The organism is Dokdonia sp., assembly GCF_039945015.1.
Taxonomy (GTDB): domain Bacteria; phylum Bacteroidota; class Bacteroidia; order Flavobacteriales; family Flavobacteriaceae; genus Dokdonia.
In genome coordinates this window covers 80977-106236 of the sequence record NZ_JBDUXP010000002.1, presented here as the reverse complement: position 1 = coordinate 106236, position 25260 = coordinate 80977, and the positions used below count along the sequence as shown (strand labels likewise).

General features: G+C 34.8%; 25 protein-coding genes and 1 other RNA gene. 15 read left to right on the top strand and 11 right to left on the bottom strand.

Annotation, left to right across the window (positions count from 1 at the left end):
* Positions 1 to 69 precede the first annotated feature (69 nt).
* Positions 70 to 375 carry a hypothetical protein gene (locus ABJD27_RS00605; protein ID WP_348173482.1) on the top strand — a complete coding sequence of 102 codons (306 nt, stop codon included), beginning with the start codon at positions 70 to 72 and terminating at the stop codon, positions 373 to 375.
* A gap of 45 nt (positions 376 to 420) precedes the next feature.
* Here the strand turns inward: ABJD27_RS00605 and rnpB are convergent.
* The 5 genes from rnpB to ABJD27_RS00580 all read right to left on the bottom strand — a co-directional run bounded on the left by rnpB (position 421) and on the right by ABJD27_RS00580 (position 3422).
* An RNA gene (gene rnpB, locus ABJD27_RS00600) (RNase P RNA component class A) lies at positions 421 to 736 on the bottom strand.
* 56 nt (positions 737 to 792) lie between these two features.
* On the bottom strand, positions 793 to 1104 hold the full coding sequence (locus ABJD27_RS00595; RefSeq protein WP_348173484.1) for a 2TM domain-containing protein: 312 nt from the start codon (positions 1102 to 1104) through the stop codon (positions 793 to 795).
* A complete protein-coding gene (locus ABJD27_RS00590; protein ID WP_348173486.1) occupies positions 1097 to 1390 on the bottom strand; it encodes a 2TM domain-containing protein in 294 nt (97 codons plus the stop codon). Before ABJD27_RS00590 ends, ABJD27_RS00595 begins: the two co-directional genes overlap by 8 nt.
* A gap of 37 nt (positions 1391 to 1427) precedes the next feature.
* Positions 1428 to 2759, bottom strand: coding sequence for a 2TM domain-containing protein (locus ABJD27_RS00585; protein WP_348173488.1), 1332 nt, complete (start codon positions 2757 to 2759; stop codon positions 1428 to 1430).
* Positions 2760 to 2789: 30 nt separating this feature from the next.
* Complete coding sequence (locus ABJD27_RS00580) at positions 2790 to 3422, bottom strand: hypothetical protein (protein WP_348173490.1); 633 nt, start codon at positions 3420 to 3422, stop codon at positions 2790 to 2792.
* A gap of 288 nt (positions 3423 to 3710) precedes the next feature.
* On the opposite strand from ABJD27_RS00580, the gene ABJD27_RS00575 reads away from it, so the two are divergent.
* The 6 genes from ABJD27_RS00575 (at position 3711) to ABJD27_RS00550 (ending at position 10993) form a co-directional block, all read left to right on the top strand.
* Positions 3711 to 4697 (top strand): VPGUxxT family thioredoxin-like (seleno)protein, type 2, encoded by a 987-nt coding sequence (locus tag ABJD27_RS00575; protein ID WP_348173492.1) that lies wholly within the window; start codon positions 3711 to 3713, stop codon positions 4695 to 4697.
* 364 nt (positions 4698 to 5061) lie between these two features.
* On the top strand, positions 5062 to 5424 hold the full coding sequence (locus ABJD27_RS00570) for a hypothetical protein (RefSeq protein WP_348173494.1): 363 nt from the start codon (positions 5062 to 5064) through the stop codon (positions 5422 to 5424).
* Positions 5425 to 6077: 653 nt separating this feature from the next.
* Positions 6078 to 7730, top strand: coding sequence for a SulP family inorganic anion transporter (locus ABJD27_RS00565; protein WP_348169985.1), 1653 nt, complete (start codon positions 6078 to 6080; stop codon positions 7728 to 7730).
* Positions 7731 to 8153: 423 nt separating this feature from the next.
* Complete coding sequence (locus ABJD27_RS00560) at positions 8154 to 9854, top strand: T9SS type A sorting domain-containing protein (protein ID WP_348169814.1); 1701 nt, start codon at positions 8154 to 8156, stop codon at positions 9852 to 9854.
* A 196-nt stretch (positions 9855 to 10050) separates the two neighbouring features.
* Positions 10051 to 10422: a DoxX family protein gene (locus tag ABJD27_RS00555; protein WP_348169817.1), complete on the top strand. Its 372-nt coding sequence runs from the start codon at positions 10051 to 10053 to the stop codon at positions 10420 to 10422.
* A gap of 40 nt (positions 10423 to 10462) precedes the next feature.
* Positions 10463 to 10993: a hypothetical protein gene (locus ABJD27_RS00550; protein ID WP_348169820.1), complete on the top strand. Its 531-nt coding sequence runs from the start codon at positions 10463 to 10465 to the stop codon at positions 10991 to 10993.
* Between the two features lie 104 nt (positions 10994 to 11097).
* On the opposite strand, the gene ABJD27_RS00545 is transcribed toward ABJD27_RS00550, so the two are convergent.
* The 4 genes from ABJD27_RS00545 to ABJD27_RS00530 are packed head-to-tail and all read right to left on the bottom strand — an operon-like array spanning position 11098 to position 13146.
* A complete protein-coding gene (locus ABJD27_RS00545) occupies positions 11098 to 11649 on the bottom strand; it encodes a DUF4252 domain-containing protein (RefSeq protein ID WP_348169823.1) in 552 nt (183 codons plus the stop codon).
* Between the two features lie 3 nt (positions 11650 to 11652).
* Positions 11653 to 12189 (bottom strand): DUF4252 domain-containing protein, encoded by a 537-nt coding sequence (locus ABJD27_RS00540; protein ID WP_348169826.1) that lies wholly within the window; start codon positions 12187 to 12189, stop codon positions 11653 to 11655.
* A gap of 11 nt (positions 12190 to 12200) precedes the next feature.
* A complete protein-coding gene (locus ABJD27_RS00535; protein WP_348169829.1) occupies positions 12201 to 12650 on the bottom strand; it encodes a hypothetical protein in 450 nt (149 codons plus the stop codon).
* On the bottom strand, positions 12637 to 13146 hold the full coding sequence (locus tag ABJD27_RS00530; RefSeq protein WP_348169832.1) for an RNA polymerase sigma factor: 510 nt from the start codon (positions 13144 to 13146) through the stop codon (positions 12637 to 12639). Before ABJD27_RS00530 ends, ABJD27_RS00535 begins: the two co-directional genes overlap by 14 nt.
* A 181-nt stretch (positions 13147 to 13327) precedes the next feature.
* Between ABJD27_RS00530 and ABJD27_RS00525 the strand changes: the two genes are divergently transcribed.
* The 8 genes from ABJD27_RS00525 to ABJD27_RS00490 all read left to right on the top strand — a co-directional run bounded on the left by ABJD27_RS00525 (position 13328) and on the right by ABJD27_RS00490 (position 20479).
* Positions 13328 to 14638: a hypothetical protein gene (locus ABJD27_RS00525; RefSeq protein ID WP_348169835.1), complete on the top strand. Its 1311-nt coding sequence runs from the start codon at positions 13328 to 13330 to the stop codon at positions 14636 to 14638.
* Between the two features lie 84 nt (positions 14639 to 14722).
* Entirely contained in the window at positions 14723 to 15040 is a 318-nt protein-coding gene (locus ABJD27_RS00520; RefSeq protein WP_348169838.1) for a heavy metal-binding domain-containing protein, read from the top strand.
* Positions 15041 to 15043: 3 nt separating this feature from the next.
* Positions 15044 to 15490 (top strand): GNAT family N-acetyltransferase, encoded by a 447-nt coding sequence (locus ABJD27_RS00515; RefSeq protein ID WP_348169841.1) that lies wholly within the window; start codon positions 15044 to 15046, stop codon positions 15488 to 15490.
* A gap of 9 nt (positions 15491 to 15499) precedes the next feature.
* Entirely contained in the window at positions 15500 to 16555 is a 1056-nt protein-coding gene (locus ABJD27_RS00510) for an NAD(P)/FAD-dependent oxidoreductase (protein WP_348169844.1), read from the top strand.
* Positions 16556 to 16625: 70 nt separating this feature from the next.
* Positions 16626 to 18590 (top strand): endonuclease, encoded by a 1965-nt coding sequence (locus tag ABJD27_RS00505; RefSeq protein ID WP_348169847.1) that lies wholly within the window; start codon positions 16626 to 16628, stop codon positions 18588 to 18590.
* A gap of 67 nt (positions 18591 to 18657) precedes the next feature.
* Positions 18658 to 19287 carry a class I SAM-dependent methyltransferase gene (locus ABJD27_RS00500; RefSeq protein ID WP_348169850.1) on the top strand — a complete coding sequence of 210 codons (630 nt, stop codon included), beginning with the start codon at positions 18658 to 18660 and terminating at the stop codon, positions 19285 to 19287.
* Positions 19288 to 19360: 73 nt separating this feature from the next.
* Positions 19361 to 19819 carry a hypothetical protein gene (locus ABJD27_RS00495; protein ID WP_348169853.1) on the top strand — a complete coding sequence of 153 codons (459 nt, stop codon included), beginning with the start codon at positions 19361 to 19363 and terminating at the stop codon, positions 19817 to 19819.
* Positions 19820 to 19936: 117 nt separating this feature from the next.
* The gene (locus tag ABJD27_RS00490; protein WP_348169856.1) at positions 19937 to 20479 is read left to right on the top strand and encodes a hypothetical protein; all 543 of its coding nucleotides are present in this window, start codon (positions 19937 to 19939) and stop codon (positions 20477 to 20479) included.
* Positions 20480 to 20497: 18 nt separating this feature from the next.
* On the opposite strand, the gene ABJD27_RS00485 is transcribed toward ABJD27_RS00490, so the two are convergent.
* Positions 20498 to 21304, bottom strand: coding sequence for a hypothetical protein (locus tag ABJD27_RS00485; RefSeq protein ID WP_348169859.1), 807 nt, complete (start codon positions 21302 to 21304; stop codon positions 20498 to 20500).
* Between the two features lie 110 nt (positions 21305 to 21414).
* Positions 21415 to 25233 (bottom strand): metallophosphoesterase, encoded by a 3819-nt coding sequence (locus ABJD27_RS00480; RefSeq protein WP_348169862.1) that lies wholly within the window; start codon positions 25231 to 25233, stop codon positions 21415 to 21417.
* Positions 25234 to 25260: the final 27 nt, after the last annotated feature.

Here is a 25260-nt window from a genome sequence, read left to right as displayed (position 1 = left end):
CCTTTTTATAAAGGTCTTCAACTTAAATTAATACATTGGTGTACTCAAACATGCTTCTAATACTTAAAAATGGCCATACCAAAAAAAGGATCTAGAAAAATTAGTGTAGATAATGTAGTCTACCGTTGGATGATTAGAAGAAAGTATAAATCGGCAGATGATCTGCTAATGGTGGCTATTGAAAAAGAAGAACATGGAAAAACCATTCTTTATGTGATTACTGATTTTTTAAGACCAGATGGAGCTTTTCAAAAAATTGGTACAGTTTCTCAAGGAATTATTACTCCAAAAGATATAGAAAATTATATTAGAACAGCGCTATTAAAAGGATGGAAACCTGAGAATAATGGAAGTGAATTTGTATTACATATGTAATAATCTTCAAATCTATTTCTGGTTATATAACTAAGTAAATAAAAAGAAAAAAGCAGGTCTATAAGCCGGATTCTGTATTACACAATGTGTAACCCTTATCATTTATCTGGGATGACCATTACTAGCCCTCTCTATCTGCCTACCCTCCCACAACGTGCGAGTAACACTTAACTGTGGGTATACTTGACATTGCACCGCATAGAGTTTACCTGGTTGCACTACAGCATTACCTGTACATTCTTTCTGTTGCACTTGTCCTACACTAAAACGAGTTTAGTGCGACGGCCGTTAGCCGCTATGCTACCCTATGGTGTCCGGACTTTCCTACCACATTACTGCGATCGATAAGGCGACCTGCTGGCGCAAAGGTACATATATTGATATCAGTTTCTTGTAGATTTACCTTAGAAAATACCCCTATTCCTCATCCAGTTCCATAAACTCCTTAATCTTACGCTCTTCCCATTTATGAAGCGGTGCAAATACTCTAAAAGTAACAAGACCGTGTATTAAAAGCCCAATTCCCCAAGGAATAAGTCCTAGCATATTCATCCAGTGATTGTCAGAAAAACACATAAAGCAAAATGATACATCAAAAATTGGTAATATGGCAACAGCCAGAATAACCATAAGAAATACAAATAAATGTCCATAAAAGCCACGTATACGTTTTATAGCATCCTTTGCTCGTAAATATTTAAGGTCATTTTTGGTTTCTATATCATTCATTTTTATCATCCTTATCTAAATATTCTCTAATCTTACGTTCTTCCCAATCTCTTCCAAAAAAAGAAGACTTCACATATATTTTATATGCTCTAAATACAAGACCTATTCCCCAACCAAATGCTGCCCATAAAAACCACATATACCTCCATTCATTCAGATAATAATTTAGACCTCCGAGCATCACTATAAAAGCAACATAACTTATCACTTCGGTGTAAAACTTCTTTAGGTCAGCAACACGTTGTTTTGCACGTTCATATTTATCACGTCGTTCTTCTTCTGTCATATAAATTATAGATTATACTTTACTAACATATTTTGTATTAGAACTCATCATCATTCATTAATTCATCTATCTTCTTTGCTTCCCATTCCTTGTTAAATAAAGGGTTCCATCCAAAGGTCTCTGCCGCATGGCTTATCACACCCCAACCCCATCCTAGTATAGGGAATAATGCCCAAGGAAATGAAGTGGATCGGGAATTTAAAAAGATAAATACGGGCACCATAATAACATAAATAGTAGCATGTATATAAAACCCTTTTATCTTTTCCACCTTTTCTTTGGCTCTCTTGTAACGTTTATCTTCTATATACTGTTTCTGTCTAGGGACAAATGCTTTCTGTTCTATAAGCATAGGAATAGCTACTTCAAAAGTGACTCCATCATCTTTTATAGATACTCCAGTATCTGTAAGGAGTTGATAACGTTGTTTTATATTATATAACCCTACCCCACTACTCTTCTTAATTACTTGCTTAGCCTGAATATTATTTTGAACAACGAGCCTATTCCTATCTTCATAAATCTTAATATGCAGTTTCTTTGTTGGGGTTACCATATTATGTTTTACAGCATTCTCTAACAATAACTGTAAAGACAAAGGCACTACTTTAAGCTCTGTATTAGAAATACTATCAGGAATCTCAACCGTAATACTATCTTCAAAACGCATTTTAATCAAGTTCATATATGTACGAGCAAATGCAAGTTCTTCATCTACAGGAACAAGATCTTTATTCTTTTGTTCAAGTACATATCGATATACTTTGGATAGTGACGTTGTAAATTTTTGAGCTTGTTTTGGATTCTCTTCTATAAGACTAGCCAATACATTAAGACTATTAAATAAGAAATGAGGGTCCAATTGATTTTTAAGAGCATCAAACTTAGCAGAAGCCGTCCTCGCAATAATCTTAGATTGCTTTACTTTTCCTTCTTGTTTACTTTTCCAGTAATAAAAGGCATAATAAAGGCACATACAAACAAAGGAAACTATAACCGCAAAATAATACTCTTCTATTTTCTCTTGTTCTAGAAACTGACTAAGAGGCTGTTTATAATAAACCGTGATAATAAATATACGAATGACAAATACAATAATAACCGTGGCTACTACCTCAGAAATAAGTCCTAAAATAACAGGTCGTGTATTCCAGAAATCAGTTCCGTAATAATCAATAAACCTTTTAAATATATATACAGTGGCCATATAAATAGACACAGCAAATAATTGATTAAAAAAGAATTCATCAAGAAAACTATTCCCTGGTAATGGATTTCCTACTAAGTATTGCACAAAAGTTCTCGTCAAAAAGATAATAACCCCAATGACAAATCCTTTTAAAAACTCTTTAAGTATATTATATTTCATGCGTACGGTTCTTATGCTATGCGTTCAGGCTTATTTAGTACATTCCTTATACGCCTCTTCTGCGCGTTCTAACCCATCATTTGGATGAAACTCTGTGGCTGGTTTAAAGGTAGGAAAAAGATCTATGGCACGTTTTATTTCTTTACAATAAGGTTCTGTAGAACTCCCAAAATAACGTGCAGCTCCTATATCCCATTCTGCTTTATTAAATATAAACATTGGATTTTCTGGTTCGGCAGCAAGTGCTTTTGCATATAACTCGGACACTTTTCCAGAATACTTCATTCCGTACTTCATTCCATCAAAAGCAACCCAAACCGTATATAACTGTGCTTGCATCTGCTTGGCATACGGGTTTTCTTTATCTATCGTAAGCATATTATTAATATGCTCTTGCGCTTTATCTAGATTTGTTTTAAGTGTGCTTTCATCCTTAGTCTCCCACGTGATCCAACATTTATACACATGAGCTTGAGCAATGTAATACTCTGGAAGCCAGTTGTCTTTTTCGGCAGAAGCGATACGTTCAAAAAGATTAGACGCATCATCCATTTTGCCTTGTTCCATAAGATCAAATGCTTTACGCATTCCTTTTTCGTAAGGTGTTTGAGCATTACCTACTGATGAAAGTAAGATAAGGGCCATAATGATAAGGTGTTTCATACTATTGTTTTTTGATGCTGTAAAAATGGGGAACTATACGCTTTCGCGAAAGCAAAAAAAACCCAACTGTCATTTTACGTGACTGAATTGTTATTTAATGACCGCTTCGCTCTTAGAATATAGATTTTAGTCTATAGATTTACTTTCGCGAACCTCCCTACCGGCAGGTAGGAGCATATAAAACCTTTAGGAAATTTGACATGTTAAAAACCCTTAAAAAAGGAGTAACACTGTAAGATATAGCGTCATGACAGGACTTAATCTAGTAAATAAAGAATCGCTATGAATATGAAAAAGAATCCATACACCCTTATCGGCGTTTTCGTATTGTGTTTTACCTTTTTAAATAGCACAGCACAAGAACGTACAAATGCGTTACAACAAGATGTCGAATTAGGAAAAGTGAGTTGGTATCGCGATTATGATGCTGCCACGGCTCTTTCAAAAAAAGAGAACAAACCCGTTCTTATTCTTTTTCAAGAAGTCCCTGGCTGTGCGACTTGTCGCAATTATGGAAACAATGTATTGAGCAATCCTTTACTCGTCGAAGCCATAGAAGATTTATTTATTCCCTTAGTCATTCACAATAATAAAGGCGGAAAAGACCGTCAGATATTAAATCAGTTTAAAGAACCTAGCTGGAACAATCCTGTGGTTCGTATTGTAGATGCTAATGGCGCCAACCTTACCCCAAGAGTCGCAGGAAACTACTCAGCAAAAGGACTATACAACGCGATGCGAGATGCATTAAACAAGACCTATACAGAGATTCCTGAATATATGAATCTATTAGGAAAAGAGTTAACTGCGGTTCATAGCACCAAAGAAAAGTACTATTCTATGTACTGTTTCTGGACAGGAGAAAAGCAATTAGGTGCTTCAGAAGGGGTTTTAAACACGGAAGCTGGTTTTATGAAAGGTCGCGAAGTGGTAAAGGTTACTTATGATGACCGCAAAGTAGATATTAAAGAACTAGATTCTTATGCAAAACGGAACAACTTCACTCCTATAGCACAAGACAATTCATATCGTCCTGCAAGCAGTGATGAGGATTATTACTTACGTCATACGGTTTATAAATATTTACCGCTAAGTAATCTCCAGAAAACAAAAATAAACAGCGCGTTAGGCAAGCGTAAAAATGCAAGTATCTACTTAAGTCCTAGGCAACGTACGTGGTTACAAGAAATACAAGCAAATAAAGTGAAGAAAGAAATATTGTTTGATCAATCCTTTGCATTGGCTTGGGAAAAGAAATTACAAACCGAAGGATAATTTTTAGAAGACGCAAGAAAATAGATCGCTTCGCTGTTAGAACATAGACATTAATTGATATAGCATACCCAGCTTCTATTAAGAAGGCAATCGCTCGTGTAGTGGTTGTCTTCTTTTTTTGGTTTTATGTTGGATGTTGGATGTTGGATGTTGGAAGAATAAAAATTTATTTTCTATAATCTAACACCAAAAGAGATCTTTTTAATAACACTTCAGCCTGCGTCTGGCAGGTTCGTGAAAAGGGATTCAGATACCTCAGAGTCAAAACAGTGCCTATCTAAGCTTATCAAATATTTCACATTTCATTTCTTCCAAAAAGAAAACTATCTTTACATTAATGTATACACTTCATAACATAAAACACATGATGGTTAGCCTATGGGTATTGATAGGGCTATCACTTACGTTTGGGTATGAAACACGGGCGCAGCATTCTTCTCAAAACCAAGTAGAGGTTGTAGATACACATATACATACCAAAACATCTGGTGTTTCCTATGTACAGTTGGTACAACAAGCAAAGAAGGCTGGTTATACACCCCTCTTTATCGCTTTTTCATTTGAGAGTTTATTACAATTACAGCATACCAATACGACGCGTACACTCACCGTACAAGAAATCAATACACATACCACGCAACATACGGTTGTTATAGATCATCTACAACAACGCGCTACCCTATCTGATGATACAGATATTTCTTTTTTCCCAGTAACCCTATCCTAAGGGCTGCTCGTTAATCCATTATTTATTTTTTTAATCAGACATTCTCTATGAGAGGGTCTAATACCATTTCTGATTTAGAATTGGTCCAACTGTATCATTACTATGAAATTTAAACGATTTATGCGTCTTACGATGCTTATTATAGTCATCGCCATGGCGGCGGCACTACCCATACCCATGAAGTTTGCCTATAAGGACGAACTTCCGCAAAACTTACAAGAACAAGTAGATCCCAAAGAAGAAGATGAAGAAGACAACGAGCGGGATTTGATTATGTGATTTCGGGGCTTCGGTACAATTTTCTACGAAAATCACTCAGCCTCCAAACTATAATATTATGATGAAATAAGATATTAGGTGATTTCGCGCAAAGCAAAATAATATCGAAATCTCTTTATAACACATCGTATAAAAATAGAGTACTACTCTAAATTAGAGTGATACTCTATTTTTTTAAACATTTCATAGCCTGTTGATAAGCATCTATATGTGCTATACTCTTTATTCTATATTCTACAAATCCATGATACGCTTTCGCGAAAGCGTATGACTTCATATATCCAAGCCTCTACAACGTTGTCTTAAAAACAAACTGTTCCACTAGGGCTTCATGATAGAATAGTATATCTTTGCACGCTTAAAATTAATACATGATGCAACGCATATTTAAAAATTTCACATTCAATCCTAAGGATGATATTCTTTCTGGACTTACCGTGGCATTGGCTTTGGTTCCAGAAGCTGTTGCTTTTGCTTTTGTAGCTGGTATTGATCCGTTAGTAGGGTTATATGGAGCATTTATGATGGGAATTGTGACGGCACTTTTTGGAGGTCGTCCGGGGATGATTTCTGGTGCTACTGGTGCTATGGCTGTAGTGATGGTACATATGATCCAAAAGGGAAATGAGGTAGGTGATGCGCTTGCTACTCCTATTGAAAATCTAGGGTTACAATGGTTATTTATTACCCTGCTTTTTGTAGGAGCGATACAGATTACTGCAGGGATTTTTAAACTAGGAAAATTTGTACGTTTGATTCCGCATCCCGTCATGATGGGGTTTGTAAATGGTCTTGCGATTGTGATCTTCTTATCTCAGTTAGGGTTATTTCCAGAAACGGGTACAGAAGGAATCTCATTTTTTAAGAATACAGGAGGTTGGTTTTCGGGACTTTTTTCTAATGGTGCATTCTGGATGATGATGGCGTTTGTAGGACTTACTATGGCCATTATGTATTTCTTACCTAAGGTGACAAAGAAAGTACCCGCAGCACTTGTAGCTATTGTGGTCGTTGCTGCGATTGTTATTTTTGGAAATTTAGATATGAGTACGGTTGGTTCTTTTATACGTGATGGTGGAGGTTCTGGACTAAAAGGTGGATTACCTACATTCCAGTTTCAAATATTTGATTCTGTAGTACTGGATACGATTATAGCCAATAAATGGTTGATTATTACGACTGCGTTCTTACTTGCTGCTGTAGGTCTTATAGAGTCTTTAATGACGTTAAACCTTATAGATGATATGACAGAGACACGTGGTAGCGGAAACCGTGAGTGTGTCGCTCAAGGGAGTGCTAATATCCTAAATGGTCTTTTTGGAGGTATGGGAGGTTGTGCAATGATCGGTCAGTCTATTATTAATGTAAATTCTGGTGGTCGTGGACGTCTTTCTGGTGCTGTAGCTGCTTTAGCATTATTATGTTTTATATTATTTGGCGCGCCTCTTATCGAGCAAATACCTATTGCTGCGCTTGTGGGTGTGATGTTTATGGTGGTTATCGGAACTTTTGCTTGGTCTAGTTTTAGAATTCTTAATAAGATTCCACTTCCAGATGCTATTGTATTAATTGCTGTATCTGCCATTACGGTATGGCAAGATCTTGCTATTGCAGTAATTGCTGGGGTCATTATGAGTGCACTTGTATTTGCTTGGAAAAATGCAACAATGATACGTGCTCGTAAACATATTAAAAATGACGGCACAAAAGTATATGAGATTTGGGGACCGCTTTTCTTTGGTTCTATTCAAAATTTCAATTCAAAATTTGATCCTAAGAATGATCCTGATAAAATTGAAATCGATTTTATAGAATCTCGTGTTAATGATCATTCTGGGATAGAAGCCCTACGAGGAATTGCAAATAAGTATCTTGATCTAGGCAAAGAGGTAAAGTTAACACACCTTAGTCCTGAGTGTAAAGCACTCTTATTAAAAGCAAATCCTAAGTTTGAAACTGTTATAGAAACTGCTGTAGATGATCCTCGTTATCATGTCGTTACAGATTTACTCGATACCGAAGTATAATTCTACTAAAAATACTATATAAAAAGCTCCAAATATGACATCGTATTTGGAGCTTTTTTATGGCTACTATACAATACGATATCGCTCATAAATGTATCGGTTCATTTCTAAATATGTGTTTTTACCATAATTAGTTAAAAGAATTTTCTTACTTTTTCAAAAAACTCTAACCAGTTATCCTTATAAGTAGATAATAGTCTACTATTACTTTAACATTTTAAAATGTCTTTTTATCTAATTATAGGATAATTGACAATAGAAATATCTTACAAAAAACTCTTTTTGTGATATGCAAGGGGTATAACCCCTTGTTTCGGGGTTAATTATAAAATGGGGCAAATGCCCCATTTTCATGTAAAAATTATTTTGTATCTTAATATTTGTGTAGTTTTGGCTACATATTATCTCACTAAAAATAAAATTATGAAACAAATTACTTTAAAAGCAGTGATGCTTTGTGCCCTATTAATTAGTGGTGCACTTTTTGCTCAAGGAACCGGGGAAACTACAAACTCAAATGACCTTCCAATTGGTATTCAAAACAACTTTGGTGTTGAGGATACACGTGGTGCAGAAATACCATCTGTCCTTGTATTAGGTTCACCTGGAAATCCAGATTGGATTCTTGATGTTGAAGCTCAACTAGACGGAACAGGTCTTGTTGCAGCAGATACATTTCTTACTAGTACTGGTACGCCAACATTAGCAGAAGTTCAAGCGTATGATGCTGTCATGGTATTTACAGATGCAGGTGCTGCAGATCCAATGGCATTTGGAGACATTTTAGGACAGTATATAGATGCTGGTGGAGCTGTAGTAGATGCTACATTTACACCTAATGTACCTATTACTGGAGGATTTACAGCCTATGAGTTATACTCTGCTTCTGGACAATCTAACGGTGCAAATTTAGGTATTGGTACTATCAACGATCCTGGTCATCCTATCCTAGACAATGTGACTAGTTTTGATGGAGGAACTGCTTCTTTCCACAATACTGGAGGAACGGTTGCTGCTGGAGCTACTATCATTGCAGAATACACAACTGCAGCGCCATTAATCATTGTTCAAGAAGGCGTAGGTCCTGCAAACGCAAGACGTGCATTTCTTAATTTCTACCCACCTTCTATCGATGCTCGTGATGATTTTTGGGATACAACATCAGATGGCGCTACTATTATGGCAAATGCCTTAGTATGGACAGCAAATCTTACTGATTACACTGTACTTATCGTTGGTTCTCCAGGAAACCCAGATTGGATTCTTGATGTAGAAGAAAAATTAGAAGAAACTGGTACGATTGGAGCTGATACTTTTTTAAGTAGTACTGGTACTCCTACACTAGCAGAATTACAAAACTATGATGCTGTGTATTTATTTACAGATGCTGGTGCCGCAGATCCTGTTGCTCTTGGAAATGTACTAGAGCAGTATATAGATGCTGGAAGCCCTGTTGTAGATGCTACATTTACGCCTAATGTTCCTATTACTGGAGGATTTACTCAATATGAGCTATACTCTGCTTCTGGGCAATCTAATGGTGCAAACTTAGGGTTTGGAACTATCTTAGAGCCAAGTGATCCTATTCTTACAGATGTAACAAACTTTGATGGAGGAACTGCTTCTTTCCACAATACTGGAGGAACTATTGCTTCTGGAGCAACTGTAATTGTAGAGTATCCTGATGGAAGTCCACTTATTATTAGAGATGATAATGTAGGACCTGCAAACACAAGACGTGTTTTCCTTAACTTCTATCCACCATCTATCGATGCTCGTGATGATTTTTGGGATACAACATCTGACGGTGCTCAAATTATGAGAAACGCATTATTATGGGCAATAGACGGAGTTGTACTAGCTACTGATGATAATACACAAACTGATTTAGGAATCTCTGTATACCCTAATCCAACTGATAATCAATTAACAATAACAAATACATCTGGAATTTCTATCGAAAGAACTTTAATTATTGATCTTACAGGTAGAATTATCCAAACGATAGATTTACAAGATGCTGCATCAAGAACTGTTGATGTATCTGCACTTAGTACTGGAATCTATTTCTTACGATTAGAAAACGGAAACAACAGTAATGTTATAAAGTTCATCAAGAAGTAAGTAGACTTGATCGAATTTTAAGTATTTTATGATTATAATACGTCTAAGTCCCTGCCATTGGCAGGGACTTTTATTTTAAAGCTTTTTTAATATTTGTGTACTGTAATAAACTACAGATTACATATTAAATGTTTTACTACTATTGGTCGATACATAGTTTTTATTAACTTTATGTCTTTAACCAAAATTCAAAATAATGTCAAAGAACTCAGATCTAGGTTTATTAGTATTACGTGTAGGTGTTTCAGGTTTAATGCTTACCCATGGTTTTCCTAAATTATTGAAATTACTCCAAGGAGACTTTGATTTTGCAGATCCTATTGGATTAGGTGGTATGATAACGCTTATTTTGACAGTCATTGCAGAAGCTATTTGTCCAGTACTTATTATTGTAGGAATAAAAACACGTTTAGCAACAATTCCTCCTATTATTGCTATGGGAGTAGCAGCTTTTGTAGTACATGCTGCAGATCCTATAGCGACAAAAGAAAAAGCGCTTCTTTACTTAGTAGCTTTTATAGCAATAGGACTTATGGGAGCTGGTAAACTATCATTAGATAGAAAGTAATAGTTGCTATTTCTTATATATTAAAATTCCTTTACAGAACATGATAACGGTACCATCATTTCTAAAAGTAATCGTGTTTCTTTTAATATCCTCTACGCTTTTTATTTCGTGTAAACGAGACGTAAAGCAAGATTACATATTAGAAGAAATTAACATAGACAAAGAACGTACGCTTGATGAAGCTGTCGAAGGGACTTGGTATCTTATGTCTTATTATTTATTCCGTGTTATAGATAACGATACCATGTTACTTGATTCCCCAAAAATAGAGGTTAGTACGCCTATAGCGTCATCCTATATCCATTTTCCATTATCTGGGGATATAGAGTTTAAAACTCCTAGAGGTAGAAGTTTATATAGAGACTGGCAAGTAAAAGATTCTATTATCTATGCTGGGTGTAGTAATAATATTCCTAAGGACTGTAATTTCGGGAACACACATGCGTTACTAAGAGGAGCTTTTAAAGTATCATATATAGATGAAGAAAAGATGGAATTAATCTGCACTTCAAACTATGTTCCAGGCTCACAAACGATAGAGGTAGTACAATTACTTAAAAAACACCAATAAAAAAACCTTGCCGCCAAGCAAGGTTTTTCGTTGTTTAACATTCTAATCGATAACGTAGTTGTTACCTGCGATTACTCATCATTTTATAGAGCAATCTTGAGGAATTATTGTTTATCATTAAAGACATCCATCACTCCTTCAAACTGAGATACATCTATATCTCCAGATTCTATTGAACTCGCAAGATTCATCATATCGCTTATGTTCATATCATTTCCAAGTAAACGAGCAAGTACAAATCCTCTAGCATCTTGTGAAGCAAAAACGATGACTTCGTCTATCGCATCTTCCTCTCCTCTCATATAAAGCTTCATATTACCTTCATCAGAGTTTACTTTCATTAATTCTTCATAATCATCACTAGCAAGAATTGTTGTTATTTTTGATTTTTCTGTTTGAAGATCTGTAGTACTATCATCCTTTAAAGGAAATGCCATAATATTGATCTTACGTACTGTTTTAAGTACTTTCTTTTGTTCTTCATCAAGAGCTTTAGAATCTTGGCTTATTAAGCTTGTAGGCACATCAACTAAGATAAAATCTCCGTTTTCTTGATTTGCTACATAATACTCTTGTAGGGTTTCTCCATTATTACAGCTTATAAGGCTGGTGCAAGCAACGAGTGCAATTGCTACTATTTTAAATATTGCTTTCATGGTTTATCCTTTTTTTACTTTGTCTACATCTTTAAGAGCATCACTACCTTTAAAGTCTAATTCTTGTGCTAGTTTTGAAATTTGTTTTAAATCAATATTCCCAGTTACTTGGAAGAATACAGTTCGTTCTTCTCCGTCTATATCTCCATTGAGGAACATTACAAATTCTTTTACATAATCTTCATTACTTCCTGGTTTGTAATAAAACTTTACATTTTTACCATCATCGGTAGCTCTCATAAGTTCTTCAAGACTAGAAGAAGATATATATCCCTTCATAGTCGTATTCATTTGAGATGCTATATCAGATTTTGTTGTGGTAAACATTTTTACATTTTCTAAATTATTTACCAATTCGATATATGCTTTCATTTCTGGATCTGACGAGTTAAGGTCTACTTTACTCAGTAGTTTAAACATCTTTTGATTCATCACCATAGAAGAGACTCCCTTCATAGATTCAAATTTATCAAACTGACTCTGTGCGATCATCGATACTGATGATACTAACATTATTGCTACAAATACTATTGTTTTCATTTTTATATTTTTTATTGTTTAAAAAAGCTGCTGGTTGTTGTATTAAATTCCTTCACTGTACCCAGCTGTGCAGTGCTCTCACTAAACATTTTACCCATAAATCCTAAAGCCTGTTTTGTCTTTTGTACAGCTACTTCTTCGCTTGCATAGGTTGTAAATATTTCATTATCATTATCTTTATTTATAAACTGAACAGCAAGTCCTATAGCTAAAACAGCTACAGCTGCTACTCCAGAAAGCCATCGATAATTGATTTTCTTCTTTTGTTTTGGTAGTTGGATAGGTACATCAAGGGTTTCTTCTTTTGCTAGTGCAAATGCAGAAAACATTCCTATATAGCTTTCTAAATGTGGTGCTACGTTACTTCCTTTAAAATAAGTCCGTAATTGCTCTTCTTGCAAAAGCGTTGTAGCTCCCTCAAAATAGGCTTCCAGTAACTGCTCAACTTTATTGGATTCCATAGTTTTGTTTTTTAATTAATCCTTCTCTTATGGTCTTTCTAGCTCGTGACAATGCGACACGGACTGCTGTTTCATTCATTTCTAACATCGCTGCAATTTCTGAATTATCAAATTGTTCAATGTCTCTTAACTGTAATATTAACTGTTGTTGCTCGGGTAATTCTTTCATTAATATATATACCCATTCAACTTCGTTTGCTGCATCTATTTGTCTACCAGTATTACGAGAATGATCTTCATAATTGCTATGTACTATTCTAAGGTTATTATTTCGTTTTGCCTTTAATAAGTCGTAACAATAGTTTTTTGTCATTGTCATCGCAAATGCCTCGACACTTCGATACTGCTTCATTTGGGATCGTTTGACCCATAATCGCATCAGGATTTCCTGAGTTGCATCTTGTGCTTCATCTTCAGAGACAAGTAATCGCTTGGCCACACGATATATTTTATCTTTAAAAGGATTTACAAGTGTTATGAATGATTTCTGATCCATTAATTATCGGTTAGTTACTAGGGAGACGAGTATGTTTAGAATTTGTTACAATAAAAAATGTTTTTCTTAAATAAAATAGTATCTCGCCTGTATATATACAAGATAGATGTCCTACAACAAAGATCATAAATAGGGTACTTCTTTCTCACACAGGTTAGTAAAACGTTAATTTTTAAAATAAATGCCTAAAAACATTTATTTTAGTTTTCAACTATTCATCAATCAATCATCTATGTTTATTAAAAATCGTTTCCTTTTTCGTTTTATTGGTAGCTTTTTTACTTTACTTATTCTTCCATTCCCTTTAAGCTACATTCCATTCTTAGGCTTTATAAATACATGGTTTTCAAATTTCTATCAGACTATTATTCCTTGGTTTGCAAAAAACGTCTTGCATTTAGAAAAAGAAATTACCGTGTTTACTAATGGAAGTGGTGATACGACTTATGATTATGTTCTTATTCTCTTTTTTGTAATTCTATCACTTATCATTGCAACAGTTTGGACACTATTGGACAAAAAGAAACCAGATCTTACAAAGCTCAGTTACTGGTTTGTTGTTTTATTACGTTATTTCTTAGGGTATAATATGATGTCATACGGATGGAGTAAAGTCATTCCTATGCAGTTTTCAGAACCTTCATTTTATAGATTGTTAGAACCCGTAGGTGATATGTCCCCTATGGGGCTCGTATGGACTTTTATTGGGTTTTCTGCTGGATACACTATATTTTCTGGAATTGCCGAAGTTATAGGCGGTATCCTCGTATTATATCGCCGCACACAATATCTAGGAGGACTTATTCTCATTGCTGTAATGGGCAATGTGATGGCATTTAATTATTTTTATGATGTCCCTGTAAAGTTATTTTCGACAGAATTATGGTTGATGGCTATTATTATTGCCTCGCCAAAAATCAAACAATTACTAAACGTTCTTTTAGATTTAAAAGCAACAGTACCTAAAATAACATTCAAACCATTTCAAAATTCAAAACGTAAAAAGCTTGCTACGATAGGAAAATGGGTGTTTTTGTTATTTGTAATTTTCTATCCATTATCAGAAACCATTAAATCTATGAGTTTATATGGCCGTTCGGCGCCTAAACCTCCACTATATGGGTTGTATGAAGTTACAAACTTTAAAGCCAATGGTGAAGAGATTGTTCCTACCCTTAAAGATACGGTCGCATGGCGTTATATATCTATGGAATGGGAAGGTTCTGTACAGTTTTATCGTCCAGATATGACTCGTTTTGGGTATAGCTCTGTTATAGATACTACAACACAAAAACTTACGTGGACTAATTTTAGTGATTCTACAAAAGTATATACCATGAAGTATACACGTACAACCGACTCTACGATGCGTTTTCAAGGAATTCATAAAAATGATACTATCGATTGTGAAACCAAAATTTTGACCAAAAAAGATTTTCCTCTTATGAATCGCGGTTATCACTGGATACAAGAATATCCTTATAATAGATGATGTAGCTGTATACGCTTTCGCGAAAGCGTATAAAACATCTGTAACATCTTTGTAAAAACGATACTAATATTGAAAACAACATTCATGATCATAACAACAACAAATAGCATAGAAGGAAAAGAAGTATCTAATTACTTAGGTGTCATTATGGGAACGACCTATACGTCTAACCATGGAACAAAAGGGATGACCTTTAAAGACATATTTAATAGTAAAAAGTACTATGAAAACTATGAGAATGGACTCGAAGATGCCAAGGAAAGTGCTTTTGAAAAACTTAAACAACAAGCTGAAGCAAAACAAGCTAATGCTATTATTGGAATTTCTGTAGATGTTGAATTAATGAGCACTACCGGCGTTACAATGATCACGGTAATAGGAACGGCTGTGCATGTAAAATAATATATGATCCCTACTAGAACAACCTCTGAACATCCTGATTTTGTTGCTTTAGTGCAATACCTAGATGGAGAACTTGCACAACGTGATGGGGATGAACATGCTTTTTATCATCAGTTTAATAATATAGATGTTCTTACGCATTGTATCGTTACATATATAGCAACCAAAGCTGTGGGATGTGGCGCAATAAAGACCTTTGACCCAACAACTGTAGAGGTAAAAAGAATGTACGTCTTGACCTCACAAAGAGGGAAAGGGATTGCTTCTCAACTACTACAAGCACTAGAAATTTGGGCAAAAGAATTAGGGAATAAAAGGTGTGTTCTAGAAACTGGAATACGACAGCCAGAAGCCATTGCATTATACGAGAAGAATGGATATTATCGTATCCCAAATTATGGACAATATATAGGGGTAGAAAATAGTGTCTGTTTTGAAAAGCTTTTATAGCTTTGGCTTATGAAAAAGAATGTCCTTATTATAGGCGCTGGATTAACAGGGCTATTACTTGCTTACAAACTCAAACAACAAGGAATTCCTGTCATTATACTAGAAGCTAGAGATCGTATAGGTGGTCGTATACATACCTATCTTTCTAATCAAGAAACACCTATAGAGATGGGTGCCACTTGGTTAGGTTTACAACATAAAGCACTTGTACAGCTCTTAAAAGAACTACATATTCCTATATACCCTCAATATATGGATGGTAAAGCTTGGTATGAACCTACTTCGTTATCTCCTGCTTATGAAGTAGCTTTACCTCCTAATGAAAGTCCTAGTTACAGAATACAAGGAGGAAGCATTTCATTGATTAAAAAACTTGCAGAGCCATTTACCTCAGAAGAATTACAACTCAATACCGTAGTTACCAAAATAGAAGCGCAAGAAACACAGTTTAAAGTAACGACACAAAACAATGTCTTTACAGCATCAAAAGTGGTAACAACCTTACCTCCTAACCTATTGGTTAATACCATACAATTTGAACCTAAACTACCTGAGAACCTTTCTGCTATTTCAAAAAAGACACATACTTGGATGGGAGAATCTATAAAATTTGGAATTTCATATAATCGTGCATTTTGGAAGGATCAGGACTGGTCTGGAACACTTTTTAGCAATGTCGGTCCCATTACAGAAATGTATGATCATTCAAATAGCGAGCAAAACAAATTTGCTTTAAAAGGTTTTTTAGATAGTTCACTTTCTAGTCAGACAAAAGAAGCTAGAAAAATTGCTGTTTTTGAACAGCTCAAACGTTCTTTTGGAGAAGAAGCGCTATCCTATCTTTCTTATGAAGAAACAATCTGGAAAGATCAAAAATATACCTCTACTCCGTATGAAAATTATGTGCTACCTCATCAAAATAATGGACAAGCGATCTATAAGAATACTTATTATAATGATCGCTACTATATAGCAGGTTCTGAAACTGCGCAAATATATGGGGGCTATATGGAAGGAGCCGTACAAAGTGCTCAAACATGTTTTGAACACATACTACAGCGTTAAAAAATTACTTCTGTTAAAAAAAATAACACGAACATTAAATACAAGCCACAGAATCGCGTTACATTTGTATATGCGCACCATTCAACTTACCTTAAGTGCTTGTTTACTATGTCTTTTTAGTAACCTTCAAGCTCAAATCGTTATAAACGAAGTAGATTCAGATACTCCAAGTACAGATACTATGGAGTTTATAGAATTAAAATCAGATACTCCTCAATTTTCTTTAAATGGATATGTTCTTGTCCTCTTTAATGGTTCAACAGGAGGTAATGATTCTAGTTATTTTGCATTAGATCTGGACGGATTTACAACAGACGTCAACGGAATCTTATTAATTTCTAATAATGAAGTATCTCCTGTAGGTGATTTTATCTTATTTGATAATACCATCCAGAATGGAGCCGATGCTATTGGAATTTACCAAGCAAATGGTTCTGAATTTCCTGATGGAACAATAGCTACAACAGGAAATCTTGTAGATGCAATTGCCTATGATACTAATGATGCAGATGATACTGTTTTATTAGGTTTATTAGGACTAACCGAGCAAATCAATGAAGGTCAAAACGGAAACCAATCTACAGAATCTATACAACGTAACAATGATGGAACCTATTTTGTAGGGCCTCCTACACCTGGTGTCTTAAATGACGGATCAGGAATCCCTTTTAATGGAGTCGGATTTACAGTAAATAGTGAATATACAGAAGGAGAATCTCTAGACATCGTATTTACATCTCAAGAAAGTGTAACCGAAGATCTTACATTTGACTTCACACTTACTAACGGAACTTTTGACACCAATGATTTTTCGGGATCGACGATGGTCACGATTCCTAATGGATCAAACACAGCAACAGCTACTATCCAACTTATAGATGATAGTGATGATGAAGGTGATGAAGTTATGCAAATCACTTTTGGAACATTACCAGAAGGTTTTAATAGGTTAAATGATAATACCGAAGTTAGAATTTTAGACAATGACTTTACAGTCGCTGCCTGGGGAACACCACTTAATCCTACATTTGATCAAGTAGAAAGTACCCAACCAGATGGTTATTATGATTCTTTGGACGGTCTAGCAGGAGATGAACTCGTACAAGCTATACAAGATCTCATTGCAGATCCAGATGTGGTACGTGCGCAAACCTATGCAGATGTTGTTGATATTTTGAAAGAAGCAGATCAGAGTCCGCTTAATAGTAATCAAGTGTGGTTATTATATACAGAACAACAACGTCCTAAATTAGATTTTCAAACCTCAGGAGGTAGTAACGTAGGTCTTTGGAACAGGGAGCACACGTATCCTCGATCTCGTGGTGGTTTTAATGATATAGATGCAGATGATGTTGCAGATGGGGTTGATGTCTTCTTTACTACAAAAGCAGATTCTTTACGTCACGCCAATAGTGATGCTCATGGAATACGTGCTACTGATGGACCAGAAAATAGTTCGCGTGGGAATCAAGATTATGGAGAATATTCAGGACCAGACGGACACCAAGGAAGTTGGCAAGGTGATGTTGCTAGAGGGATTTTCTTTTTAGTAATACGTTATAATGGAATTGATGTTGTTGCTGGAGATCCACCTAATAGTACTGTAGGTGAACTAGGAGATCTTGATCTTTTATTAGAATGGTATCGCAATGACCCGGCAGATGATTATGAACTTAATAGAAACAATGTAATATATACGTGGCAGTTTAATCGTAATCCGTTTATAGACCTTCCGGATCTAGCCGAATTTATCTGGGGAGATCAAGCAGGAGAAACCTGGACAAACCCATTAAACGTCGATGAAACACAGCTACAAAATATTGCAATCTATCCTAATCCAGCTAAAAATCAGATTATGCTTCAAGCACCTAATCTGTCTGGGACGATTCGTATGTATACCATGTTAGGTCAGGAAGTAGTAACCTCAACGTTTAATGGGACTACACAAATTCCGTTTGACCTTTCATCTGGTCTGTATCTAGTACAGGTTATTACATCACAGGGCGCGAAGTCTATGCAATTGGTGGTTGAGTAAATGGGAAGGTTGTTAAGTTCGCTTTCGCGAAAGCGTATATTAACAAACTGTAATAACACATTAGTCTATGGATAAATATCAAGAGACATTCAACACTTGGAATACACTAGCACAATGTTACCAAGAAATGTTTATGGAACTTGACATTTATAATGCATCTTATGATCTTTTTTGCGCTTCTATTAAAAGGCAGAATGCTTCTATTTTAGAAATAGGCTGTGGTCCTGGGAACATTACAAAGTACCTTCTAGATCGTCACCCAACGTATCGTATCACAGCTACCGATGTTGCTGAAAATATGATAGCGCTTACCAAGGAAAACAATCCTAGCGCTACTGTGCAAATATTAGATTGTCGAGCATTGGATACACTAAAAGATACTTATGATGGGATTATGTGTGGGTTTACACTCCCCTATCTTTCTGATTCAGATACTGCAAAATTCATTCAAAATTCCTATGCCCTACTTCGTCAAGATGGAATACTCTATTTAAGTTTTGTTGGGGGTAATTATAAAGATTCTGGCTTTATAACAGGCAGTACAGGCGATCGTACCTATTTTTATTATCACAATATACTTGATGTAAAAAACATGCTAACAACGCAAGGATTCCAATTAATAGAACATATGGAAGTACCCTACAAACGTTCTGAGAAAACGAGCGAAATGCATACCATACTTCTTGCTCAGAAATAATTCTAAAATTCGTATTATATTTAATGCATCAGTTAAGGGTGTATGCATAAGTCTATATATAAATTATTACTCCATGGGAATTTTTAATAACTTATTCAAGAAAAAGGAAATAACTCCAAAAATTGAATGTCCACGATGTTTAGGCAAAGGTCATGTAAACGAAGCAGATATTATACGATTAGATAAGGAACTATATTGGGCTCCTGGTGATTGTGCATATTGTAAAAAAACTGGGGAAGTAGATGCATCTTTAGTATCAAAAATAGCAGTAGACGAAATGTATCTTACTATAGAACGTACAGATAGAGAACGTAAAAAAATAATAAATAAAGATAAGCAAGCTATAGCCAAAGCAGCAGAATACAAAGAACTTATAGATAGTTTTGTAGACCATATCGTTTTATCATACACTGAGAAAAAAGCTAGTATAGATGACATTGCAGAAACTCTCTTAGTGAAGGGGCCAAAAGGAATTGATAAAGGAGAGCTTGTACGCTATATAAAAAAAATAATTGAAGTAAAGCAATTATAAATTTTCATAATTGTTATGAATGAGAGACCCGTTTCCAATATTGAAACGGTTTTTTTATGGAGTTAACTCAACACAAAACATGTAACAATTTTTCATTTTAGTATACAGATTATGTATATGAAGTTTTACATAAATAAATTTAAAGAAATTGCTGCCAAAGAAAATGGAACATTTTACTTCTCAGATAGTGATATAGGCATAGGAGGCGGTGTAAGAAGTCCGCACGTCATCCTTCAATTAAGAATTCCATATAAAGATTATGAAATCTTTATTAATAATAAAACAGGGACTTCCTTTGTAGGAACCTATTCTTGTACACTCCCACTTGCATTAAAAGCTCCTGATTTTACAATACAGACAAGAAATCACCTATCTACTCTTTTTTCTAGAAATAAAAAGAATCGTTTTAAAATCACAACTGAACAAGAAAAATTAAATGAATTTCTTAAAAAAAGCTCATCGTTAAATGCACTAAATACAATCGCAAAGGATACTATTTTTGAGCCCTATATATATGGTAAAAACTCTGAAACAGATTATCAATTCAAAATAGAATATCATTTACAATTTAATAATTGGACGCAGGTACTTGAACCATTAATCACTTTTAATAAAGAAATAATAGATGCATTAGAGAATAGAAGTTATACACTACACTAGTAGTATATAAATAAAGAATTATGCTTTTGGTACTTCCTTTGTTTTAAAAGGTTTTGACAAACTACTACGTCCTAGAATATATCCTGAAATTCCTCCAAGAAGTGCAGAGATTTCTTTACCTCCTAGGATTTCTGTTATTCCAAATAAAATAATAGCAATAATGATAGAGAATATTGTGATAAACTGCAATCCAGCATCTCCAGTAAAAATAGATTTACGGATTTGATCATCCCTATTTGCTATGATAAAGAAACCTACAATCACAATACCTACCAAAAAGGCAAATGACCAACTGATCTGTTTTTTAAAGTTTTGACCAACATACGATGTATTATTAAGCTCCGTTACTTTTGCACCAACTCCAGATAATTGATCTGTTTTTTTAAGAACTTCTTGTACTTTGTTTTCTATAATACGTCTAAATCCTTCCGAAACGCTCATCGACTTTACATCTGAAAGACTAACACCAGCAGCTGTATGAAGTTCAGGTAAAATAATTTGAGCTTTTATCTCTTCAAGGCGTTTAAGGTGTTTCTGATGGTCTTCAGAAAGTACACTTGTGTCTCCATCTACTGCATTTATTTCTTCGTAGCTTTCTAATAATCGTTCTAAGCTTACCGATCGTTCTAATTCTGTAAAAAGACTATTAATCTCATACATCATTCCGTACATGTTTGAGATAAGTTCTAAACGTTCTGCTTCTAATTCATGTAGATCGTTAGGCAATACGACCTTTTCTTCAGATTGAGAGATGGTTTGATTTACTTGACTATATACAGGAAGGTTTAGAATAAATAAAAATAATAAAGAGAATGCAATTTTCATGATAAGGTATGGTTAGAGGTTATAAAATCCAATCTAAACACTCTCCTTTACAATAAATCAGGTATAAATACCTGATTTATTTATCTCTTAAAAATATAAAAGCAATTATATTATAAACGTAATCCAAAAGTAAAACTAAATCGCAATCCGTCACTACCAGTAAATACACCTAACTGACCAGAGATCAAATCTACAGCATTTGCCCAAAAACCAATACCTCCATCTAGATGCCACTTATTTGTATCTTCACCACTCACCCATACGCGACCAGCATCAGAACCTCCAAAAACACCAAATTGTAAAGGCAATAATCCAGTTCTAACTCTTTTAAAACTATAACGAAGATCTGCACTACCAACAAGAGAAGATTCCCCTGTGAAACGTTCGTTTCTAAAACCTCTTAAACCTGTATTAGCCCCTAAGGTAGCTCCTTGATAGAATTCGTAATCCTCAAGAATATTTCCGGTATTATACTGTCCTTGAACTTGTGTTTTAAGAACTAATTTTCTATTCTTAGTTAATGCATTATAAAAAGCCAATTTAGGTTTTAAATAACCAAAGGCACGATCACTGTCGTCTAGATTAAGCTTACCTCCTACTATTAAATCAAAAATCATCCCACGTGTAGGGTTTGCAGAGTTATCAGTATTGGCATAACTATATCCTACTTCCGACCCTAAAAATGTCTGACCTTCAAATATTTTATCTATCACCTCTTGACTTGGTTCTTGACCATCAATACTAAATGGACTTAAACCAACGTCAGCATCAATAAAACGACCATTAGAATCTTCTACCTTAACATCTTCTATAATTCCTTTAATACTAAGTACACTTCCAAAGCGATTATCTTTAATAAAACCAACAGATAGGGCTATATTTCTATTACGAACTCTGTTAAAATCAAGATCAAGATCATCTATTAAATCGAAATCGCTATTTGTCAAAATATTAGTAATATTTGTATCAAAATCATCATCTCCAAAATTTGCTTCAATATTTTCTGTCAAGTTTCCTATCCCGAAAAAATTACGTGAAAAACTTTCTGATGTATACCTAGCATCAATATCTAGATCCCATTTTCCAATGGCTTTTGTAAAAATTCCCTCATATTCAATATCTACACCACTAGTAGATGTAAAGTATCCTACTTTAAGTATATGTCTACTGGCAAATGGCACATCTTTAAATCCTTTTACAGTGTACCTCTCTTGTACTCCTATACGTAAACCGTCATCAGGATTAAACCCTATAGATGGAATAACATTATTTATACGTTGAATTGTTTTATCAAATTTATGAGTGTTATAAGAATAATCGTTAGAAAAACGCATAATCCCTTTTTTCTTAAGAATCGTATTTGGTTTTCCTTTATGCTCATAAATCTTAAGACGACGTCCATCATCTATAGTATAAGAATCATTATTCTGACCTCCTATAACACGCATGCTTAGAGGATTTTTACCTTTTCCACTTACGTGAAATGTATCATCATCATCTAGTCCATAAATCCATACTTCATCAGTATCTGCACTGTTTACTGTATAACTTTCATATGGAGATAATGGTTTTCCATTCTTAATACGAGAGATATCTACCTGAGTAAACCCATCTCCTCTTGTGATTTCAAAATGATCATCCTTATCGGTTCCTTTAATAACAACGAGGTCAGACAAATAATCATAATAACGATTTGCTATATCTCCAAGATTTCCTTTACGTTCTTTTAATTTTGTTTTGATACTTTCAAGCACTTCATCTTGTACTTCACGAGGAAAAGATTTAAAAGCTTCATCTATGACTGCATCCGTAAGGTTATCTTGAATATACTGTGCCTGTTCAGTCCATACATCTCGGCCTATTTTACCTGTAAGATCTCTATCTAATTTAAGTCCGGCACTATTAATCCATTTAACATCTTTTAATTCACCATCATACTCTTGGAACTGTCTTGCTGGTGGGCTTATAAACTTAAAGAAATCTAATAATTTCCCATCATAATTAGAAAATGCTTGATCTCTATCCCTAGGAATAGGCCTGTAAACTTTTTTATCATCAGATTCATCAAAACGTGCCCATCTCCACTGGTCAGTATGACGATCCCAATCTCCTAGAAGCATATCAAATAATCGTGCACGAACGTAAGCTTCCTCATCTACTTGGTATTTCTCATCTTTACGCATTTTTCTAAGAAGATCTGATGTACTTTCAATATCGTCTGGTTTTCCAAAAGAGGCTACATTTAAAAACCCATCATCAGGACGCTCTTCAATAATATAAAGTTCATCTCCAAACTCTGTATTATATTTCCCTAAAGCAGGATGCTTAGGCATATAGAACAATTGGGGGTTTGTATGATAAATATCGACCGCATCAGAAAGAGGTCCTATAGCAAGACTTGCAAAAGGATGGCTCGATGTATAAAAATCTAATAATGTTTTCTCCGTAAATGAATCCTTAAATTCATCACGTATAAAGTTTTCCTTAAACGCCACACTTTGTAGAAACTGTATAGCACTTTTTTTAACTGCTCTCAAAGCAAAGTTTCTTCCATCTTTATCTACAAGACGTAAAGATCGTGTCTGGTGTCCACCACCTTTTCTTTCTATAGTAAACCCTCCCATAAGTGTATCTAAGGTAGCAACAGGTACTTTTATATCTGTTCCATAGACATATCTATAATGATCTCCCCATAATTTTTTATAGGACTTATTCTTTTCTGTATCTACCTTATTATATACAGTAGCATTCTTTGTAGTATCAAATTTGTTAGATAAATTAGAGGCATCGTACGGTATATCTTCTGCATGAACCTCTGTCTGGAAAACTAGTGTAGGTTCTCCATCTTTAGCGCTATAATACTGTACAAAAGAAGAACCTCCTTCAGTGACTGTTAAAGCAGTAAAACCTTGACCTCCGTATGAAAATAGCCCATCAGTACCTAAACTTGCTGCAGATGCTTTAGACCCTGCTCCACTTACAATTTGCTTAACACCTTCATGATCTATATATTGTAAACTATGCTCATGACCAGAAACAAAAATCGCTTTATTGGTATCTCTGGCTAGCGTAGAGAGACGGTTCATAAACTTACTATACTTTGCATGATAACGATCTTGAGGTGATACACCTCCTTGTGATCGAATCTGTGTAATAAGTGATCCTATTATAGGAAGAGGAAGTTTAGATTGAAATGGAAAAAGATGCTTATTTGCTGCAAAACCTCCACCGTGTACTCCATTAGTATACATAGGGTGATGCATTGCTACAATTATTGTCTTTTCATTATTCTTTTTAAAGAGACCTTCTATCTCTAAGAAAAAATCTTTTCTAGTTTTAATTTCACAATTATCATTAATAGTAGGCTGTTTGTCCCAATTCTCTAAATACCACTGTGTATCTATAGCAATAAGAACAATATCATCATCCACATCTATCTTTTTAATTGGACATCCATTCTTTGGTTGGAAAACACCTTTACCCAATTTTTCTTCAATAAACTTTTGTTGGCGTTTTAACCCTTCAACTCCATCTCGCCAATCATGATTGCCAGGGACAAAAACTACACTTCCTTTAAAATCGTTAACAGCATCAAATTGAGCTTGTAATTTAAACTCTGCATCAGTACGATCTGCACTTTCTTTACCCGGAAGGCCGTTATCATATACATTATCTCCTAAAAAGACGGTATAATCATTTTTAGTCCCATTTTCTTGGATTACTTTTTTAAGAGCAATAAGTGCATCAGTACTTTTACCAGAACTTGCATTCCCTGCATCACCTATTAAATAAAACGTTTTCTGATTTTTCTGCTTTCGCGAAAGCGAACTATCTAAAGGGATATCAGAAGTAGATTGTGGTCCGTAAGTCGCACATCCACAGATAAATATCGCAAAAAAGCTGTAAAGAAGAAGATAATTTTTATTCATATCTAATTTTTAGTGTAATTTTTAATG

Coding starts and splice junctions, on each gene's coding strand:
- ABJD27_RS00575 (WP_348173492.1), top strand. CDS start 3,711: ATGAAAAAGAATCCATACACCCTTATCGGCGTTTTCGTATTGTGTTTT.
- ABJD27_RS00510 (WP_348169844.1), top strand. CDS start 15,500: ATGAAAAAGAATGTCCTTATTATAGGCGCTGGATTAACAGGGCTATTA.
- ABJD27_RS00585 (WP_348173488.1), bottom strand. CDS start 2,759: ATGAAATATAATATACTTAAAGAGTTTTTAAAAGGATTTGTCATTGGG.
- ABJD27_RS00480 (WP_348169862.1), bottom strand. CDS start 25,233: ATGAATAAAAATTATCTTCTTCTTTACAGCTTTTTTGCGATATTTATC.
- ABJD27_RS00530 (WP_348169832.1), bottom strand. CDS start 13,146: ATGGATCAGAAATCATTCATAACACTTGTAAATCCTTTTAAAGATAAA.
- ABJD27_RS00560 (WP_348169814.1), top strand. CDS start 8,154: ATGAAACAAATTACTTTAAAAGCAGTGATGCTTTGTGCCCTATTAATT.
- ABJD27_RS00485 (WP_348169859.1), bottom strand. CDS start 21,304: ATGAAAATTGCATTCTCTTTATTATTTTTATTTATTCTAAACCTTCCT.
- ABJD27_RS00595 (WP_348173484.1), bottom strand. CDS start 1,104: ATGAATGATATAGAAACCAAAAATGACCTTAAATATTTACGAGCAAAG.
- ABJD27_RS00495 (WP_348169853.1), top strand. CDS start 19,361: ATGGGAATTTTTAATAACTTATTCAAGAAAAAGGAAATAACTCCAAAA.
- ABJD27_RS00555 (WP_348169817.1), top strand. CDS start 10,051: ATGTCAAAGAACTCAGATCTAGGTTTATTAGTATTACGTGTAGGTGTT.
- ABJD27_RS00505 (WP_348169847.1), top strand. CDS start 16,626: ATGCGCACCATTCAACTTACCTTAAGTGCTTGTTTACTATGTCTTTTT.
- ABJD27_RS00540 (WP_348169826.1), bottom strand. CDS start 12,189: ATGAAAACAATAGTATTTGTAGCAATAATGTTAGTATCATCAGTATCG.
- ABJD27_RS00490 (WP_348169856.1), top strand. CDS start 19,937: ATGAAGTTTTACATAAATAAATTTAAAGAAATTGCTGCCAAAGAAAAT.
- ABJD27_RS00565 (WP_348169985.1), top strand. CDS start 6,078: ATGCAACGCATATTTAAAAATTTCACATTCAATCCTAAGGATGATATT.
- ABJD27_RS00605 (WP_348173482.1), top strand. CDS start 70: ATGGCCATACCAAAAAAAGGATCTAGAAAAATTAGTGTAGATAATGTA.
- ABJD27_RS00500 (WP_348169850.1), top strand. CDS start 18,658: ATGGATAAATATCAAGAGACATTCAACACTTGGAATACACTAGCACAA.
- ABJD27_RS00535 (WP_348169829.1), bottom strand. CDS start 12,650: ATGGAATCCAATAAAGTTGAGCAGTTACTGGAAGCCTATTTTGAGGGA.
- ABJD27_RS00515 (WP_348169841.1), top strand. CDS start 15,044: ATGATCCCTACTAGAACAACCTCTGAACATCCTGATTTTGTTGCTTTA.
- ABJD27_RS00550 (WP_348169820.1), top strand. CDS start 10,463: ATGATAACGGTACCATCATTTCTAAAAGTAATCGTGTTTCTTTTAATA.
- ABJD27_RS00545 (WP_348169823.1), bottom strand. CDS start 11,649: ATGAAAGCAATATTTAAAATAGTAGCAATTGCACTCGTTGCTTGCACC.
- ABJD27_RS00580 (WP_348173490.1), bottom strand. CDS start 3,422: ATGAAACACCTTATCATTATGGCCCTTATCTTACTTTCATCAGTAGGT.
- ABJD27_RS00525 (WP_348169835.1), top strand. CDS start 13,328: ATGCCTAAAAACATTTATTTTAGTTTTCAACTATTCATCAATCAATCA.
- ABJD27_RS00590 (WP_348173486.1), bottom strand. CDS start 1,390: ATGACAGAAGAAGAACGACGTGATAAATATGAACGTGCAAAACAACGT.
- ABJD27_RS00570 (WP_348173494.1), top strand. CDS start 5,062: ATGATGGTTAGCCTATGGGTATTGATAGGGCTATCACTTACGTTTGGG.
- ABJD27_RS00520 (WP_348169838.1), top strand. CDS start 14,723: ATGATCATAACAACAACAAATAGCATAGAAGGAAAAGAAGTATCTAAT.